Here is a 17,426-nt window from a genome sequence, read left to right as displayed (position 1 = left end):
CCTTGAATGACCCGTTTACTTGGCCTTTTAGCCCTGTTCTCCCTGTTGACCGGTTGCGCCAGCGGCCTCATCAATCCCAACGGCTACGACGAAACCGGCACCGCTTCCTATTACGGCGCCCGGCACCATGGCAAGAAAACCGCCAGCGGTGAACCTTTCAACCAGAACGCCCTGACCGCCGCCCACCGGCAACTGCCGTTCGGCACCCGAGTCAAGGTCACCAATCTCGACAACGACAACTCCGTCGTGGTCCGCATCAATGATCGCGGCCCGCATACCCGTGGGCGCCTGATCGATCTTTCCCGCGAAGCCGCCGAGCAACTCGGCATGCTGCGCAGCGGTACTGCGCGGGTTCGCGTGCAGGCCATGAGCAACTAACCAGGAGGGCTCTGACCATTTTTGGATTATCCACCCTGTCGCCCTGGAGCCTGCTCGAACTGGTCAGCGGCCTTGTGCTGCTGATCGTCGGCGCCGAAATTTTGGTGCGCGCGGCGGTGCGCCTCGCGGCCAGTCTCAAGGTAAGGCCATTGATCATCGGCCTGACCATCGTGGCCTTCGGCAGCAGCGCGCCACAGATGACCGTCAGCCTGCAGGCGACCCTGGCCGGCAATACCGATATCGCCGTGGGCAGCGTCATCGGCAGCAGCATCTTCAACATCCTGGTGACCCTCGGCCTGGCGGCGCTGATCATCCCTTTGCGGGTCTCGCGCCAGTTGGTGCGCCTGGATATCCCGGTGATGATTCTCGCCGGCCTGCTGGTGTTTACCCTGGCGGCCAATGAAGAACTGACGCCGGTCGATGGCCTGCTGCTGCTGATCGCCCTGATCGCCTATCTTGGCGTGCTGCACTACCAGACGCGCCACTCGCGCCGCCCGCGCACGCTGGACACGGTGGCCCGAGCGCCCTGGCTGAGCAGCGTATTGCTGATGCTCGGCGGCTTTCTGATCCTGGTGCTGGCCGGCCACCTGTTGCTCGGCGCGGCGGTGGACGTGGCCAGCGACCTGGGTCTGTCGGAACGCATCATTGGCCTGACGCTGATCGGCGTCGGCACCTCGCTGCCGTGCCTGGCCACTTCGCTGATTGCCGCCCTGCGCGGCGAGCGGGAAATTGCCGTGGGCAACGTGATCGGCAGCAACCTGTTCAACTTGCTGGGTGTGCTGGGGCTGACGGCACTGCTGGCGCCATCGCCGCTGTCGGTGTCGCCCAACGCCCTGGATTTCGACCTGCCGGTGATGCTCGGCGTGGTGGCGCTGTGCCTGCCGGTGTTCTATACCGGTTACCGCGTGACCCGCGCCGAAGGCCTGGTGTTACTGGGGTTGTACCTGGCGTATGGGCTGCATGTGATGGCGTTCACCACCGGCATGCCCCTGGCCACCAAACTCGAACAATTGATGCTGCATTACATCCTGCCAGCGCTGGTGGTGTTCCTGGTGCTCACCTCGCTGCGCGCCTGGCGCCGCCAACACAAGAGGGAATCGCAATGACCGATCAGAAAAAACCCGGGGTTGAGATGCGTCGCCAGGTCATGGGTGATGTATTCGTCGACCGCGCATTGGGCAATGCCACCGAGTTCAGCCAGCCGCTGCAAGATTTCGTCAATGAACATGCCTGGGGCAGTGTGTGGAACCGCGAAGGGTTGCCGCTGAAGACGCGCAGCCTGATCACCCTGGCGGCGCTGACTGCGCTCAAGTGCCCACAAGAGCTGAAGGGGCACGTACGCGGCGCACTGAACAATGGCTGCACCGTGGAAGAGATTCGCGAAGCATTGCTGCACTGTGCGGTGTACGCAGGGGTGCCGGCGGCGATCGATGCGTTTCGTGCTGCCCAGGAAGTGATCGATACCTACCAGAAAGAAGCTTAGATCCAGCCACCCGCCTGCAACACAAAAATACCGATATTCGTGGTCACCGCCGCCATCAAGGTGGTGATCACAATAATCGCCGCCGCCAGCTCGTGATTACCTTCGGCCGCCCTGGCCATCACGAAACTGGCGGCGGCCGTCGGCGCGCCGAAGTACAGGAACAGAATCCCCAATTCCGGCCCGCGAAAGCCCAGCAGCCAGGCGCCCAGCGTGGCGACCACCGGCAACCAGACCATCTTCATCAGGCTCGCGCTCAGCGCCATGTTGCCGCTTTTGCGCAACGCTGCCAGGGACAAGGTGCCGCCAATGCAGATCAAGGCCAGCGGCAAGGTGGTGTCCGCCAGGTATTGCATGGATTTTTCCAGCCAGCCAGGCAGACCAATCTGAAAATACGCAAACGGCGCCGCCACGATCACGCTGATGATCAGCGGGTTGGCCACCACACTCTTGAAGATGCTCCAGGGGTCGGACTTGATCACCGGGCTGTACACCGCCAGCACAATGGTCGATAGGGTGTTGTAGAACAGGATCACCAGCGCCGCGAGGATTGCACCGAGAGAGATGCCGTAGTCGCCGTACATGCTGGCGGCCAAGGCCAGGCCGATCACCCCGTTATTGCCGCGAAACGCGCCTTGGGTATAGATGCCCCGGTCTTCGCGCTTGCAGCGAAAAATCGCCCAGCCCCAGGCCAACGCAAAGCTCGCCAGCGTGGCGACGGCGAAATAGATCAGCAGACCCGGCTTGAGCGCCGAGTGCAGGTCGGCATGCAGGATGCCCAGAAACAGCAGCGCCGGCATGGTGACGTTGAACACCAGGGACGAAGCCGTGTGGATAAAGTTGTCGTTGATCCAATTGATGCGCTTGAGCAGCACACCCAGAAACAGCATGGCGAATACCGGCGCGGTGATGGTGAGGGTGGTGAGGAAGATAGCCAGCATGCCGGGGAGAACCTTGGTGAGCGTCGTTAGGTGGCTAATGATAAGCCATACAAACGCGCAGTGCCCGATAGACCACTATCGGGGGCAAGCCCCTCCCACATTCGACCACATTTCAAAATTAGAACTCGGTCAAGGTGGGAGGGGGCTTGCCCCCGATGCAGGCGACTCGGTCTCAGGTAATCGGCGCCGGGTTGAACAACGTGATGTCATTGTGCAGCTTGTGATGCTCCGCCCAGGTCTGCTTCTTGCCGCTGGCCACGTCCAGGTAGAAGTGGAACAACTCCCAGCCCAACTCCTCGATGCTCGCCCGCCCGGTGGCAATGCGCCCAGCGTCGATATCGATGAGGTCCGGCCAACGCTGCGCCAATTCCGTACGGGTCGACACTTTCACCACTGGCGCCATCGCCAGCCCATAAGGCGTGCCACGGCCGGTGGTAAACACGTGCAGGTTCATCCCCGCCGCCAATTGCAGCGTACCGCAGACAAAATCACTGGCCGGCGTCGCGCAGAAGATCAGGCCCTTGCTCTTGAACCGCTCGCCAGGGCCCAGCACGCCGTTGATCGCGCTGCTGCCGGACTTGACGATCGAGCCCAAGGACTTCTCGACAATGTTCGACAACCCGCCCTTCTTGTTGCCCGGCGTGGTATTGGCGCTGCGATCTGCTTCGCCCTTGGCCAGGTAACGGTCGTACCAGTCCATTTCCCTGACCAGTTCCTCGGCCACTTCCTTCGTCTGCGCCCGAGATGTCAGCAAGTAGATGGCATCGCGTACTTCAGTGACTTCGGAAAACATCACCGTCGCCCCGGCTCGCAGCAACAAGTCCGAGGCGTAACCCAGCGCGGGGTTGGCGGTGATGCCGGAAAACGCATCACTGCCGCCGCACTGCATGCCCAGGATCAGTTCGGACGCCGGCACGGTTTCGCGGCGGCGCTGGTCGAGTTTCTTCAGGCGGATTTCGGCCAGTTCCATGATCTGCTCGATCATCTCGGTAAAGCCGTGGCTGGAATCCTGCAGCTTGTACAACCACGGCTCGCTCAGGTCGACCGAGCTGTCGTTGTCGTGCATCACCTGCCCGGCCTGCAATTTCTCGCAGCCCAGGCCGATCACCAAGGCTTCGCCCCCCAGGTTTGGGTTGCGCGCCAGGTTGCGCACGGTTCGGATCGGGATATAGGCATCCGTCGCGGTAATTGCCACGCCACAGCCGTAGCTGTGGGTCAGCGCCACCACGTCATCGACATTCGGGTACTTGGGCAGCAATTCGTCCTTGATGCGCTTGACCGCATGGTCCAGCACCCCGGTCACGCACTGCACCGTGGTGGTGATGCCAAGGATATTGCGCGTGCCCACGGTCCCGTCGGCGTTGCGATAACCCTCGAACGTAAACCCTTCCAGCGGCGCCTGGGTTTGCGGCACATCGGTGGACAACGGCAAGCTGTCCAGCGGCGGCGCGGTAGGCATACGCAGTTGATTTTCCTGGACCCAACTGCCGCGTGGAATCGGCGCCAAGGCATAACCGATGGTCTGGCCGTAGCGAATAATCTGACCGCCTTCGGGGATATCTTCCAGGGTCACTTTATGGCTCTGGGGGATGAACTCCAAGGTCACCAGGCCGTCCGGGAACTCGGTCCCGGCCGGTACGCCCTGGTCATTGACCACGATCACTACGTTGTCACGCTCGTGCAAACGAATCGAGCGCGGCGAGTCGGCATGTTCAATCAACTGCATCACGGTGCCTCTCAGGAATGCGCTTCGGTTAGGTTGGTCAACTCTGGCCCCTTGCTTGGCGGCTCTTTGAGTACTACACGCTTGATCGGGCCGACGATAACCAGGTAGCTGAACACCGCCACCAGCGCGTTGGCGCCGACGAACACCAGGGCCCATTTGAAGGAACCGGTGGTGCTGATGATGTAGCCGATCACGATGGGCGTGGTGATCGAAGCCAGGTTACCAAAGGTGTTGAACAAGCCGCCGCTGAGGCCGGCGATCTGTTTCGGCGAAGTGTCGGACACCACCGCCCAACCCAGTGCGCCAACGCCTTTGCCGAAGAAAGCCAGGGCCATAAAGCCCACCACCATCCATTCAACGTCGACGTAATTACACGCGATGATGCTGCTGGAGACCAGCAGGCCAGCGATGATCGGAGCCTTGCGGGCGAAGGTCAGGGAATGGCCCTTGCGCAGCAGGTAGTCGGAAATCACACCGCCGAGCACACCGCCGATAAACCCGCAGATCGCCGGTAACGAGGCAATGAAACCGGCCTTGAGGATGGTCATGCCACGGTCCTGTACCAGGTACACCGGGAACCAGGTCAGGAAGAAGTATGTGATGCCGTTGATGCAGTACTGGCCCAGGTACACGCCGAGCATCATGCGATTGGTCAGCAACTGGCGGATGTAATCCCACTTCGGCCCGTCAGTTTTCTTACCTTTGCCTTTGTCCTGGTCCATATCGACCATCGCACCATTGGCGGCGATGTGATTGAACTCGGCTTCGTTGATCATCGGGTGCTGGCGCGGGCTGTGGATAACTTTCAGCCAGATCAGCGAGAACACGATGCCGATCACGCCCATCACGATAAACACGTGCTGCCAGCCGAAGCGGTAGACGATCCAGCCCATCAATGGCGCGAACAACACCGTGGCGAAGTACTGCGCCGAGTTGAAGATCGCCGACGCCGTACCGCGTTCAGCGGTCGGGAACCAAGCCGCGACAATACGCGCGTTACCGGGGAAGGACGGCGCTTCGGCCAGGCCCACCATAAAGCGCAGCATGAACAGCGCAACAACCGCAGTGGAGACGCCAAACTCACCGACGTAGCCTTGCAGCACGGTGAACAGCGACCAGGTGAAGATGCTCAGGGCATAGACTTTTTTCGAGCCGAAACGGTCCAGCAGCCAGCCACCGGGGATTTGCCCGGCCACGTAGGCCCAACCGAATGCAGAGAAGATATAACCGAGGGTGACCGCGTCGATGCCGAGGTCTTTTTGCAGGCTGGAGCCCGCGATGGCGATGGTGGCCCGGTCGGCGTAGTTGATCGTGGTCACCAGGAACAGCATGAGCAGGATCAAATAGCGGACGTGGGTCGGCTTGGTCGCTTGCATGTAGAAGTACTCCCACTAATTATTTTTTTTGCGGGTAATAGTTATGTGTGTTCAGTGTGGGAGCCGGCAGGCGTCCGGCTCCCACGGGTAGTGCGTGTTACGAGCCGATGTAGCTGGTTTTCACCACGGTGTAGAACTCTTGTGCATAGCGACCTTGCTCCCGCGAGCCATAGGATGAGCCTTTACGGCCACCGAATGGAACGTGGTAATCCACGCCTGCCGTCGGCAGGTTGACCATCACCATCCCCGCCTGGGAGTGGCGTTTGAAGTGGTTGGCGTATTTCAACGACGTGGTGGCAATACCCGCCGACAGGCCGAACTCGGTGTCGTTGGCCATGGCCAGCGCCGCCTCGTAGTCCGCTACGCGCACCACGTTGGCCACCGGGCCGAAGATCTCTTCACGGCTGATGCGCATGGCGGCTTCGCTGTCGGCAAACAGTGTCGGCGCCAGGTAGTAGCCTTCAGTGTCGCAGGTCACCAGGCCGCCACCGCTGACCAGCCGCGCGCCTTCGCTTTGGCCGATGTCGATGTATTTCAGGTCCTGGTCCAACTGAGCCTGGGAAACCACCGGGCCGATGTCGGTACCGCTTTTCAGCGCGTGGCCGACCTTGATCGACTTCATGCGCTCGGCCATGGCCGCGACGAACTGGTCGTGAATCCCGGCAGTCACGATCAAACGGCTGGACGCGGTGCAACGCTGGCCAGTGGAGTAGAACGCGCTCTGTACCGACAGCTCGACGGCCTGCTTGAGGTCGGCGTCGTCGAGGATGATCTGCGGGTTCTTGCCGCCCATTTCCAACTGCACTTTGGCCTGGCGCGACACGCAGCTGACAGCGATCTGACGGCCCACACCCACGGAACCGGTGAAGCTGATGCCGTCGACTTTCGGGCTGTTGACCAGCACGTCGCCAACCACACGACCACTGCCCATCACCAGGTTAAACACGCCGGCCGGGAAACCGGCGCGGGAGATGATTTCGGCCAGCGCCCAGGCGCAGCCCGGAACCAGTTCCGCCGGTTTGATCACTACGCAGTTGCCGTAGGCCAGGGCCGGGGCGATCTTCCACGCAGGGATGGCGATCGGGAAGTTCCATGGGGTGATCAGGCCGACCACGCCGAGGGCTTCGCGGGTGACTTCAACATTGACGCCCGGACGCACCGACGGCACGTAGTCGCCGGACAAACGCAGGCATTCACCGGCGAAGAACTTGAAGATGTTACCGGCGCGGGTCACTTCACCGATGGCTTCCGGCAGGGTCTTGCCCTCTTCACGGGCCAGCAGGGTGCCGAGCTCTTCGCGGCGGGCGAGGATTTCGCTGCCGACTTTATCCAGCGCGTCGTGACGCGCCTGGATGCCGGACGTGGACCAGGCCGGGAATGCAGCACGGGCGGCGTCGATGGCGGCGTTGACTTGGGCGACGTCTGCCTTGGCATATTCACCAATGACGTCAGACAACTCCGAAGGATTGAGGTTGGTGCAGTAGTCGGCGCCGGTTACCCACTCGCCATTGATGTAGTTTTCAAAACGCTTTGCTTGGGACACGAATCTTCTCCTGACGCAAAAGGCCGCTGATTACTCAGCGGCCTTGTTAATGGGTTATTGCGGACCTTGCTTGTCGATCAGCGCGGCCAGGGCTTCGTATTCTTCCGGCAGCAGGTCGGTCAGCGGCGTACGCACCGGACCTGCGTCATAGCCGGCGATTTTTGCACCGGCCTTGACGATGCTCACGGCATAACCGGATTTGCGGTTACGGATGTCCAGGTAAGGCAGGAAGAAGTCGTCGATGATCTTGGCGACGGTGGCGTGATCATCCTTGGCAATGGCGTGGTAGAAGTCCATCGCGGTTTTCGGAATGAAGTTGAACACCGCCGAGGAGTACACCGGCACGCCCAGGGCCTTGTAGGCAGCGGCGTAAACCTCTGCAGTCGGCAGGCCGCCGAGGTAACTGAAACGGTCGCCCAGACGACGGCGGATCGACACCATCAACTCGATGTCACCCAGGCCATCCTTGTACCCGATCAGGTTCGGGCAGCGCTCGGCCAGGCGTTCCAGCAGCGGAGCGGTCAGGCGGCACACGTTACGGTTGTAGACCACCACGCCGATTTTTACCGATTTGCACACGGCTTCAACGTGGGCGGCAACGCCGTCCTGGCTGGCTTCGGTGAGGTAGTGCGGCAGCAGCAGCAGGCCTTTGGCGCCCAGGCGTTCGGCCTCTTGGGCGTATTCGATGGCCTGGCGCGTGGAACCGCCTACGCCGGCGAGGATCGGCACGCTGGTGGCGCAGGTATCAACAGCGGTCTTTACCACTTGGGAATATTCGCTGGCCGCCAGGGAGAAAAACTCACCCGTGCCACCTGCGGCGAACAACGCGGTGGCGCCATAAGGGGCCAGCCATTCAAGGCGCTTGATGTAGCCCGCTTGGTGGAAGTCACCCTGGGCGTTGAAATCGGTCACCGGGAAAGACAGCAGACCGTGGGAGAGGATGGACTTCAGCTCTTGTGGATTCATTATTCGAACACCCTGGGTAAAGACTTTCTGTCGAAAGATTGTTGTTGGTTTTGGTGATGTCGTACGTCATCGTACAACTATAAAAAGATTCGTCAACTGCAATTCATCGGCCTTCACCTGAAACCGTGTTGAGACAGCAGTTCTTGACGTAGGAAATTTATCCTCTATGCTCGCAATAGCTGTATATACATACAGTTATTAAGGAAGATTCCTACGACATAGCAAGGAGCTAACATGTCAGGTCTTGATCTCGCAGTACCCGAAAGAACCCAACCGGCCCTGCGTTTCGAAGGCGGCGAACACACCGCCATCGGCGACGACACGCTGTTGCGCTTTACCACCGACGCCCCACCCATTCCCGCCCGGCAAGTCGAACTGCATCTGCCCAACGGGCTGGCACTGAGCTACGGCCAAGTCATTGCCCTGGGCGGTGACTTCTATGGCATTCCCGGCAAGCCGATCAGTGATGGCGCCTCCCCTGCCGAGCGCGTGCAACGCTTTACCGCCGCCTTTAACTCGCTGGCGGTGCTGCCTGCCTCGCGGCAAGAAGCCGGCAAGATCCTTGCAGTGATGCAAAAGGAAATCAGCGCGGTCAACCAAGCCATCAAAGATGGCAAACAACCCCATGAAGCCTACGACGCGTTGGGTGACACGTTGTCCGAAGAATGGAACCGCATCACCGGGGGCGGCAGTGCGGTCTCGGCACTGGTACCGCTGGGGCGTTACCTGAAACTGGCGGCGGACAACGCCGACCACTTCGGCGAATGGGCACTTTCGGCCTACCTGGCAGGGCACACGGCAGCGTTGCAACAGGCGGTGATCGCTCATCACACCGGTACCGATCAGGCATTGGAACTGGCCTACGCAATGAACAGTTTTGCTGATCACTTCTTGACCGATCTGTTTTCCGCCGGTCATCTGCGGGTGCCGCGCAAGCAACTGGCAGCGGTGGTCACGCCGGGCGAGCTGGGTTCATTGATCAGTCGCTTCATGCACGATGAAGACAGCAAATTCGGACTCAAGGTGCGCAATGCCATGGGTGACGAGTGGCATGCCTATGGCGATAAACGCTACTTCGACGCCATCGATGCGGCCAATCGCGTGCAGGTCAAACGCGCCGTCCAGGCATCCGCCGATGAGATCTTCGAGACCTTCATCAGCGGTGTGGCGCCCTCCCCGGCCAACTTCAAGGCACCGTTGTACGTGCCGGACCTGAATGCAGCACAGAACCCGGCGAATAACTTCTCGCCGCTGTTCAAGCTGGAGGGAGACAAAGTACTGCGTCGCAAGGACGTGAATGACCTGAACGACAAGCACTGGACGGATGATTGGTGGGGGTGGAGTACGTATTTGTTGCTGAAGGATTACAAGCCGAATACTCCGATTTAACCGGCACCGCTTGTCGATACTGTGATTTCTGACAGTTACGCTAAATCTCAATAAAGAGGATAACGCCGCGTAGGAGCCAGGCTCTCTGGCTTCTATGCAGAGGAGTAAACAACTATGTCTTATGAAGCCCCCAGCATGGCTGGCTCCACCTCTTCGAACAATGCCGAAGTGAGGCTGGCGAGCAACCAACTACTCGAATTTTCCATTCCTGAACCCAATGACATTCCGGCCAGCGCAAGCGTATGCCTCATTGTCGGACCGGATCCTGAATTACCGGACTTCAAAAGCGATTTTCAGCCCGCAGGAACGTTCGACGAAGACCAGGAAGACTTCGTGAAAACCAGCAACCTCAAGTTTTCCCTGTCGTCCAACGACCTGAAGGGCTATTCCAACAAGACGGTAGAGATTCGCTACCTCATACGCAGCGAGTCGGGGGATTGGGACTCGGAGCCACTCACGGTAAAAATCTTGTCGTGACACCACCTATCCGCGCTGCGCCTCCGCCTCTTCATGGGCATGGCGCAGCCGCTCGCGGCTGTTGGTCAGATGCAACCGCATCGCCGCCCGCGCCGCATCCGAATCCTGACGGGCGATCGCCTCGTAGATCTCTTCGTGCTCGCGGCTCAGGCGCCCCATGTAATGTTGCTGGTCATCATGGGCCAGGCGCGCCGAATTCAGGCGGGTACGCGGAATGATGCTGGTGCCCAGGTGGGTCATGATGTCGGTGAAGTAGCGGTTACCGGTGGACAGCGCGATTTCCAGGTGGAACGCGAAGTCGGATGCGACCGCATCGCCGGCGTGCGCCGCACTTTCATTCAGGGCATCCAGCGCCGCGCGCATGGCGGCCAGTTGCTCATCGCTGCGGCGCAGGGCGGCCAGGCCAGCGGACTCCACTTCCAGACTGATGCGCAACTCCAGGATCGCCAGTACATCGCGCAATGTCACCACTGTCGCCGGGTCAATGCGGAAACCGCTTGGGCTTGGCGTGTCCAGCACAAACGTGCCGATGCCATGGCGGGTTTCCACTTGCCCTGCGGCCTGCAAACGGGAGATGGCTTCACGCACTACCGTGCGACTGACGCCATGGGCTTCCATGATCGCAGACTCGGTGGGCAGCTTGTCGCCCCGTTTGAGTTCGCCGTCACGGATCTGCTCGGACAGCACCGTGACCAATTCCTGGGCAAGGCTGCGGCGCTTGCGGGGAAGACGAGGGGCGGTGCTGGCGTTTTCCATGTGGGGTCATCTATCTCGGTTGAGTAAAGAGGCATCATAGCCCATGGTGGTTGTACGATCACTGTTCAGTCGCGACTTTCACTTATATCCTGCGCGCAAAAAAATGCCTCGATACAGATCGAGGCATTTTTCCAGCACACCCGAAGGCGAATGCCGCTTACTTCACCACTTTCAGGCTAGGCCGGCCGCTTGGACGCGGTGGCTCGGCATCCGGTGGTGGCAAATCATCACCGTCTTCGTTTTCGATCGATTCGTCGTCCTCGAAAGGCGACTCCAGATCAAACACCATGCCTTGGCCATTCTCACGGGCGTAGATCCCGAGAATGGCGCCAATTGGCACGTAGAGCGTATGCGGCACACCGCCAAAACGCCCTTCGAAACTGACCGCTTCATTGTCCATGTGCAGGTGGCGCACGGCACTCGGCGATACGTTCAGCACAATCTGTCCGTCACTGGCAAAACCCTGCGGTACCTGAACCGCAGCAAATTCGGAATTGACCAGCATGTGCGGGGTGCAATCGTTATCCACAATCCACTCGTAGAGCGCGCGGACCAGGTAAGGTCGACTGGAGTTCATCAACGGCTCCTTAAGCCTTAGCGCATATCGCGTTCGACACCAGACAGACTCGCCTGGAAAGCCTCACGCGCAAACTGGCGCTCCATGTAATCAAGCAGCGGCTTGGCGGGCCGCGGCAGTTCAATACCGAGAATCGGCAAACGCCAGAGTATCGGTAATAGGCAGCAATCCACCAAACTTTGTTCCTCACTCAGGAAAAAAGGTTTGTCGGCGAACAGCGGCGAAACACCGGTCAGGCTCTCGCGCAATTCCTTGCGCGCCACGACACGGGCCGCCTCTTTACTGCGCGAATCCAGAATCACATCCACCAGCCCACACCAGTCGCGCTGGATCCGATGGATCAGCAGGCGGCTGTTGGCACGCGCCACCGGATACACCGGCAGCAAAGGCGGATGAGGGTAACGCTCATCCAGGTATTCCATCACCACGGTCGACTCCCACAACGCCAGGTCACGATCGACCAGGGTGGGCAAGCTGCCGTAAGGGTTCACTTCGATCAGCTTTGGCGGATGACGGCCCGCCTCCACAGTGATGATCTCGGCGCTGACACCCTTCTCTGCGAGCACGATACGTACTCGGTGGGAATAGTGGTCGGCGGGGTCGGAGTAACAGGCCAACCGATTGGTCACGCCCATGGCGGTCCTCCTCGCTTGTTGAAATTATCGAAAGCTCAAAAACGAGCGCGCCCAGAAAGCATCTCTGTAACGGCGGTTCAACCCGTCGCTACGTGTTCAGAGATGCCGCTGGGCGCGCAAGATTAACAGCAATTGCTTACGGTTGGATCAATGCACATCCTTCCAGTATTCGCGTTTGAGCAGATAGGCGAATACAAAGAAGAAAGCCAGGTAGAGCAAGACGTAAGTACCGATACGCTGGTGCTGCAGTTTGACCGGGTTGGCCGAGTAGGCCAGGAAGGTCACGAGGTTCTTGACCTTCTCGTCGAACTGCTCGTCAGTCAGCGAACCGGGGGTTTCGATCTTCAGTTGATCGCACGCTTCATGAGTCAGAGGCGTGCCAGTCAGCGGATCGTATTGCTTCTTGCCGTCTTCAACGACCTGGATCTGCTTGCATCCTACCACTTGCTTGCCTTGAAGGCCGACCAGAACGTTAGGCATGCCGACGTTCGGGAATACGCGGTTGTTCACGCGGTAAGGGCGCGTCGGATCCTCGTAGAACGACTTGAGGTAGCCATATAGCCAATCGGTGCCGCGCACACGGGCCACCAGGGTCAGGTCAGGCGGTGCCGCACCGAACCAGGCCTTGGCATCCGCCGGTTGCATGCCGATGTTCATGTGGTCGCCAATCTTGGCACCGGTGAACACCAACTTATCCAGCATCAGTTCGTGGGAAATGCCCAAATCATCGGCAACCCGCTCGTAACGCTGGAACTTGGCGCTATGGCAGCCCATGCAGTAGTTGGCGAAGGTGCGCGCACCGTCCTGCATGGCGGCCTTGTCCGACACGTCGATATCGACTTTTTCCAGCTCCGCGCCGTGCTCGGCAGCGAAAGACAGTAGCGGCAGCGCCGCAAGCATCAATGCAACAAATAATTTTTTCATCAGCCAGTCACCCTTTCCGGAACCGGTTTGGTCTTCTCAAGCCGGGTGTAGAACGGCATCAGAATGAAGTAGGCGAAGTACAGGAAGGTGCAGACCTGCGACAGCAACGTACGCTCAGGGGTTGGCGCCAGTACGCCCAGCACGCCCAGGATCACGAACGAAATGCAGAACACCCACAGCCAGATCTTGCTCAGCCAGCCTTTGTAGCGCATGGATTTGACCGGGCTGCGGTCGAGCCAAGGCAACACGAACAGCACGGCGATGGCCGCGCCCATGGCGATTACGCCCATCAGCTTGTCGGGGATTGCCCGCAAGATTGCGTAGAACGGCGTGAAGTACCACACCGGGGCAATGTGCTCGGGGGTCTTGAAGGCGTTGGCCTGTTCGAAGTTAGGCTTCTCCAGGAAATAACCGCCCATCTCCGGGAAAAAGAACACGATCGAGCAGAACACGAACAAGAACACGACTACGCCGACGATGTCTTTTACGGTGTAGTAAGGGTGGAATGGAATGCCGTCCAGCGGGATGCCGTTCTCGTCCTTGTGCTTCTTGATGTCCACGCCGTCCGGGTTGTTGGAACCCACTTCGTGCAGCGCCAGGATGTGCAGCACCACCAGGCCCAGGATCACAATCGGCAGGGCCACCACGTGCAAGGCGAAGAAGCGGTTCAGGGTGATGCCAGAGATCAGGTAGTCACCGCGAATCCACTGGGTCAGGTCGTTGCCGATCACCGGGATCGCACCAAACAGCGAGATGATCACCTGGGCGCCCCAGTACGACATCTGGCCCCATGGCAGCAGGTAGCCCATGAAGGCTTCAGCCATCAGCGCCAGGTAGATCAACATGCCGAACACCCACACCAACTCGCGGGGCTTCTGGTATGAGCCGTAGAGCAGGCCACGGAACATGTGCAGGTAGACGACGATAAAGAACGCCGACGCACCGGTGGAGTGCAACAGGCGCAGGATGGAACCGTATTCGACGTCACGCATGATGTATTCGACGGAGGCGAACGCCTCTTCCGCCGAAGGCGTGTAGCTCATCGTCAGCCAGACGCCGGTGACAATCTGGTTGACCAGCACCAACAGCGCCAGGGAGCCAAAGAAGTAGAAGAAATTGAAGTTTTTTGGCGCGTAATATTTGCTGAGATGGTCTTCCCACATTTTAGTGGCGGGGAAGCGCGCATCCACCCAATCCATGAACTTGCTCATCACGCGTTCTCCTTATCGAGGCCAATGACTATGAGGTCGTCAGTTTCGTAGGTATGCGGCGGCACGGGCAGATTCAGTGGCGCAGGCTGGGACTTGTAGACGCGGCCGGCAAGGTCGTAATGGGAGCCGTGGCACGGGCAGAAATAACCGCCGACCCAGTCCTTGCCCAAGTCGACAGGCGCTACTTCCGGGCGGAAGGTGGGTGAGCAACCCAGGTGGGTACACAGACCAACCAGCAGCAGGATCTCTGGCTTGATCGAACGTGCTTCGTTCTTGGCGTAGGCGGGTTGGTCGGATTTCTCGGATTGGGGGTCAGACAACTGGCCTTCAATCTTCTTGAGATTCCCCAGGATTTCCTCGGTACGGCGAACAATGAAAACCGGCTGGCCGCGCCACTCAGCAATCATCTGCTGGCCTGGCTCGATCTTGCTGACATTCACCTTCACCGGTGCACCTGCGGCTTTCGCCTTGGCACTGGGAAACCATGACCCCACGAACGGGACCGCAGCCCCCACCGCTCCTGCAGCACCCACCACGGATGTGGCTGCTACCAAGAAGCGACGCCGGCCTGCATTCACGCCGTCATTGCTCATTCAGTCCTCTCCCATCAGCTTTTTGGCCTGTTAAATCAGGCGTCTACTAAGTGTTGAATCTTTACTTATAAAAATTTTGTCGGATGGTAATGAAAAGCCCCACGTATGACAAGGGAATTGCCCAGGACTCAGCCTCCAGGCCTTGTAGTATAGGGGGTCTACGGATGTGGCAAGTTGTCACGGCAAAAAATGTGGATAAATCGCAGGCAATAAAAAACGCCCAGCTCCGTGAGGAGGCTGGGCGTTTTTGTGGAACGTAAAGCGAATTAACGCTTCGAGTACTGCGGACGCTTACGCGCTTTACGCAGACCGACTTTCTTACGTTCAACTTCACGGGCATCGCGAGTAACGAAGCCAGCTTTGCGCAGAGCGCCACGCAGGGTTTCGTCGTACTGCATCAGAGCGCGAGTGATACCGTGGCGGATTGCGCCAGCTTGACCACTTACACCGCCACCGATAACGGTGACGTAGATGTCGAACTTCTCAACAGTCTCGGTCAGTTCCAGCGGCTGACGAACTACCATGCGGGCAGTTTCGCGACCGAAGAAATTTTCCAGAGTGCGGTTGTTGATCGAGATGTTGCCAGTGCCCGGACGCAGGAAAACGCGTGCGGTTGCGGTTTTGCGACGGCCAGTGCCGTAATTTTGAGTCGCCGACATAATGAACTATTCCGTTAAAACTTCAGTTCTTGGGGCTGCTGAGCAGCATGAGGGTGTACAGCGCCCGCATAGACTTTCAGCTTGCGAAACATATCGCGACCCAGAGGGCCCTTAGGCAGCATACCTTTGACCGCGATTTCGATCGGGGCTTCAGGCTTCTTGGAGATCAGGCCTTCGAAGTTCGAAGACTTGATACCGCCTGGGAAACCGGAGTGACGGTAGTACATTTTGTCTTGCGCTTTGTTGCCGGTAACACGTACCTGCTCAGCGTTGATGATAACGATGTAGTCACCGGTATCAACGTGAGGGGTGTACTCAGGCTTGTGCTTGCCACGCAGACGGCTGGCGACTTCAGTGGCCAGACGACCCAGGGTCTGACCAGCGGCGTCGACGACAAACCAGTCGCGCTGAACTGTTTCCGGTTTTGCAGTAAAAGTTGTCATTCTTTAATAGCCTCAGGGGCCGCCCTGTAAATTAGACGGCGGATCTTACTGAATAGTGCGTACTTTGACAAGTCAAAGGCAGCCGGATACAGACGCTATCGGGGGCTCGGGTCGGCGCGTCCGTTCAACGGCAAGATTCTTCGGCAGGCGGCGCATCACTTCCACTGCAGAAAGAGGTGGGCAATTATGCAGATTGCGAAAAAAAATTCAACCTGCTTTTATGATTGTTTTCCCCGAAGGAGTACCCGATGGATTATCGACAGCTGGGCCGTACGGATCTGAACGTGAGCGCGATAGCCTTGGGCACCATGACCTGGGGTGAGCAGAACAGCGAGGCAGAGGCCTTCGCGCAGATCGAACGGGCCAAGGCCGCGGGGATCAACTTCCTCGACACGGCGGAAATGTACCCGGTGCCGCCCAAGGCCGACACCTACGCCACCACCGAACGTTACATCGGTAATTACTTCAAAAGCCGTGGTGACCGCGCCGACTGGATCCTCGCCAGCAAGATCGCCGGCCCCGGCAACACCATCGACTACATCCGCGACGGCCACCTGCGCCACAACCGCAAGCACATTGTCGATGCCCTGGACGCGAGCCTCAAGCGCCTGCAGACCGACTGGATCGACCTCTATCAACTGCACTGGCCAGAGCGCAGCACCAACTTTTTCGGCCAATTGAGCTACAAGCACAAGGACGAAGACGACCTCACTCCACTGGAAGAAACCCTCGAAGCGCTGGACGAACAGGTGAAGGCCGGCAAGATCCGCCACATCGGCCTGTCCAACGAAACCCCGTGGGGCACCATGAAATTCCTCGCCCTGGCCGAAGCCCGTGGCTGGACCCGCGCAGTGTCGATCCAGAACCCCTACAACCTGCTCAATCGCAGCTTTGAAGTGGGCCTGGCGGAAGTCGCCATTCGTGAACAGTGCGGCCTGCTCGCCTACTCGCCCCTGGCGTTCGGCATGCTCAGCGGCAAATACGAAGGCGGCGCCCGCCCGGCCAAGGCACGCCTGACCGAGTACAGCCGTTTCAGCCGCTACTTCAACCCGCAGTCGGAAGCGGCATGCAGCCGTTATGTGGCATTGGCGCGGGAACATGGTTTGGACCCGGCGCAGATGGCGCTGGCGTTTGTGACGCAGCAGCCGTTTGTGACCAGCAATATCATTGGCGCAACGTCGCTGGAGCAACTGGACAGCAACATCGCCAGTGCTGATCTGAAGCTGTCGAAGGAAGTGCTGGAAGGGATCGAGGCGATTCAGAAGGACCATCCGAATCCAGCGCCTTGATTGATCTTTGGATCGCTATCGCAGGCAAGCCCGCTCCCACATTTTGACTTGTGAATACATTCA

General features: G+C 59.2%; 19 protein-coding genes. 6 read left to right on the top strand and 13 right to left on the bottom strand.

Annotated elements, in window-relative coordinates:
- The first annotated feature begins 6 nt into the window (after window positions 1–6).
- From NDJ82_RS14440 to NDJ82_RS14430, 3 genes are read left to right on the top strand one after another with little or no spacing between them, the layout of a single operon-like run.
- Window positions 7–378: a septal ring lytic transglycosylase RlpA family protein gene (locus tag NDJ82_RS14440; RefSeq protein ID WP_099587103.1), complete on the top strand. Its 372-nt coding sequence runs from the start codon at window positions 7–9 to the stop codon at window positions 376–378.
- Between the two features lie 59 nt (window positions 379–437).
- Window positions 438–1,484, top strand: coding sequence for a calcium/sodium antiporter (locus NDJ82_RS14435; protein WP_250925760.1), 1,047 nt, complete (start codon window positions 438–440; stop codon window positions 1,482–1,484).
- A complete protein-coding gene (locus tag NDJ82_RS14430; protein ID WP_099587101.1) occupies window positions 1,481–1,861 on the top strand; it encodes a carboxymuconolactone decarboxylase family protein in 381 nt (126 codons plus the stop codon). The genes NDJ82_RS14435 and NDJ82_RS14430 overlap by 4 nt, the downstream gene beginning before the upstream one ends.
- Here NDJ82_RS14430 and NDJ82_RS14425 read toward each other — a convergent pair.
- The 5 genes from NDJ82_RS14425 to kdgD form a co-directional block, all read right to left on the bottom strand.
- Complete coding sequence (locus NDJ82_RS14425) at window positions 1,858–2,799, bottom strand: AEC family transporter (protein ID WP_099587100.1); 942 nt, start codon at window positions 2,797–2,799, stop codon at window positions 1,858–1,860. The genes NDJ82_RS14430 and NDJ82_RS14425 overlap by 4 nt on opposite strands.
- Before the next feature lie 172 nt (window positions 2,800–2,971).
- The gene (gene garD, locus NDJ82_RS14420) at window positions 2,972–4,525 is read right to left on the bottom strand and encodes a galactarate dehydratase (protein ID WP_250925759.1); all 1,554 of its coding nucleotides are present in this window, start codon (window positions 4,523–4,525) and stop codon (window positions 2,972–2,974) included.
- Window positions 4,526–4,536: 11 nt separating this feature from the next.
- Complete coding sequence (locus NDJ82_RS14415) at window positions 4,537–5,901, bottom strand: MFS transporter (RefSeq protein WP_099587098.1); 1,365 nt, start codon at window positions 5,899–5,901, stop codon at window positions 4,537–4,539.
- Window positions 5,902–5,998: 97 nt separating this feature from the next.
- The gene (locus NDJ82_RS14410) at window positions 5,999–7,444 is read right to left on the bottom strand and encodes an aldehyde dehydrogenase family protein (protein ID WP_112193465.1); all 1,446 of its coding nucleotides are present in this window, start codon (window positions 7,442–7,444) and stop codon (window positions 5,999–6,001) included.
- A gap of 54 nt (window positions 7,445–7,498) precedes the next feature.
- Window positions 7,499–8,410 carry a 5-dehydro-4-deoxyglucarate dehydratase gene (gene kdgD, locus NDJ82_RS14405; protein ID WP_032886251.1) on the bottom strand — a complete coding sequence of 304 codons (912 nt, stop codon included), beginning with the start codon at window positions 8,408–8,410 and terminating at the stop codon, window positions 7,499–7,501.
- A gap of 234 nt (window positions 8,411–8,644) precedes the next feature.
- Here kdgD and NDJ82_RS14400 point away from each other — a divergent pair, with 234 nt between their 5' ends.
- Together NDJ82_RS14400 and NDJ82_RS14395 are read left to right on the top strand one after the other, a co-directional pair.
- Window positions 8,645–9,799, top strand: coding sequence for a phospholipase (locus NDJ82_RS14400; protein ID WP_250925744.1), 1,155 nt, complete (start codon window positions 8,645–8,647; stop codon window positions 9,797–9,799).
- A 114-nt stretch (window positions 9,800–9,913) separates the two neighbouring features.
- Window positions 9,914–10,276 (top strand): hypothetical protein, encoded by a 363-nt coding sequence (locus NDJ82_RS14395; protein ID WP_250925743.1) that lies wholly within the window; start codon window positions 9,914–9,916, stop codon window positions 10,274–10,276.
- A 6-nt stretch (window positions 10,277–10,282) separates the two neighbouring features.
- On the opposite strand, the gene NDJ82_RS14390 is transcribed toward NDJ82_RS14395, so the two are convergent.
- From NDJ82_RS14390 to rplM, 8 genes are all read right to left on the bottom strand, one after another.
- A complete protein-coding gene (locus tag NDJ82_RS14390) occupies window positions 10,283–11,032 on the bottom strand; it encodes a FadR/GntR family transcriptional regulator (protein ID WP_099587094.1) in 750 nt (249 codons plus the stop codon).
- 157 nt (window positions 11,033–11,189) lie between these two features.
- Complete coding sequence (locus NDJ82_RS14385) at window positions 11,190–11,609, bottom strand: ClpXP protease specificity-enhancing factor (RefSeq protein WP_099587093.1); 420 nt, start codon at window positions 11,607–11,609, stop codon at window positions 11,190–11,192.
- A gap of 17 nt (window positions 11,610–11,626) precedes the next feature.
- Complete coding sequence (locus tag NDJ82_RS14380) at window positions 11,627–12,244, bottom strand: glutathione S-transferase N-terminal domain-containing protein (protein WP_099587092.1); 618 nt, start codon at window positions 12,242–12,244, stop codon at window positions 11,627–11,629.
- A 147-nt stretch (window positions 12,245–12,391) separates the two neighbouring features.
- Window positions 12,392–13,168 carry a cytochrome c1 gene (locus NDJ82_RS14375; RefSeq protein WP_191959526.1) on the bottom strand — a complete coding sequence of 259 codons (777 nt, stop codon included), beginning with the start codon at window positions 13,166–13,168 and terminating at the stop codon, window positions 12,392–12,394.
- Window positions 13,168–14,379: a cytochrome b gene (locus tag NDJ82_RS14370; protein ID WP_003188526.1), complete on the bottom strand. Its 1,212-nt coding sequence runs from the start codon at window positions 14,377–14,379 to the stop codon at window positions 13,168–13,170. The genes NDJ82_RS14375 and NDJ82_RS14370 overlap by 1 nt, the downstream gene beginning before the upstream one ends.
- Window positions 14,379–14,972, bottom strand: coding sequence for a ubiquinol-cytochrome c reductase iron-sulfur subunit (gene petA / locus NDJ82_RS14365; protein ID WP_099587089.1), 594 nt, complete (start codon window positions 14,970–14,972; stop codon window positions 14,379–14,381). Before petA ends, NDJ82_RS14370 begins: the two co-directional genes overlap by 1 nt.
- A 266-nt stretch (window positions 14,973–15,238) precedes the next feature.
- Entirely contained in the window at window positions 15,239–15,631 is a 393-nt protein-coding gene (rpsI, locus tag NDJ82_RS14360; RefSeq protein WP_003216038.1) for a 30S ribosomal protein S9, read from the bottom strand.
- Between the two features lie 14 nt (window positions 15,632–15,645).
- Window positions 15,646–16,074, bottom strand: coding sequence for a 50S ribosomal protein L13 (rplM, locus tag NDJ82_RS14355; RefSeq protein WP_003171742.1), 429 nt, complete (start codon window positions 16,072–16,074; stop codon window positions 15,646–15,648).
- Between the two features lie 248 nt (window positions 16,075–16,322).
- Between rplM and NDJ82_RS14350 the strand changes: the two genes are divergently transcribed.
- Entirely contained in the window at window positions 16,323–17,363 is a 1,041-nt protein-coding gene (locus NDJ82_RS14350; RefSeq protein WP_064450694.1) for an NADP(H)-dependent aldo-keto reductase, read from the top strand.
- Window positions 17,364–17,426: the final 63 nt, after the last annotated feature.

It is taken from the genome of Pseudomonas sp. SR18 (genome assembly GCF_023701505.1).
In the GTDB taxonomy this organism is placed as follows: Bacteria; Pseudomonadota; Gammaproteobacteria; order Pseudomonadales; family Pseudomonadaceae; genus Aquipseudomonas; species Aquipseudomonas cyclaminis.
This window is presented reverse-complemented; position numbering and strand designations above follow the sequence as displayed.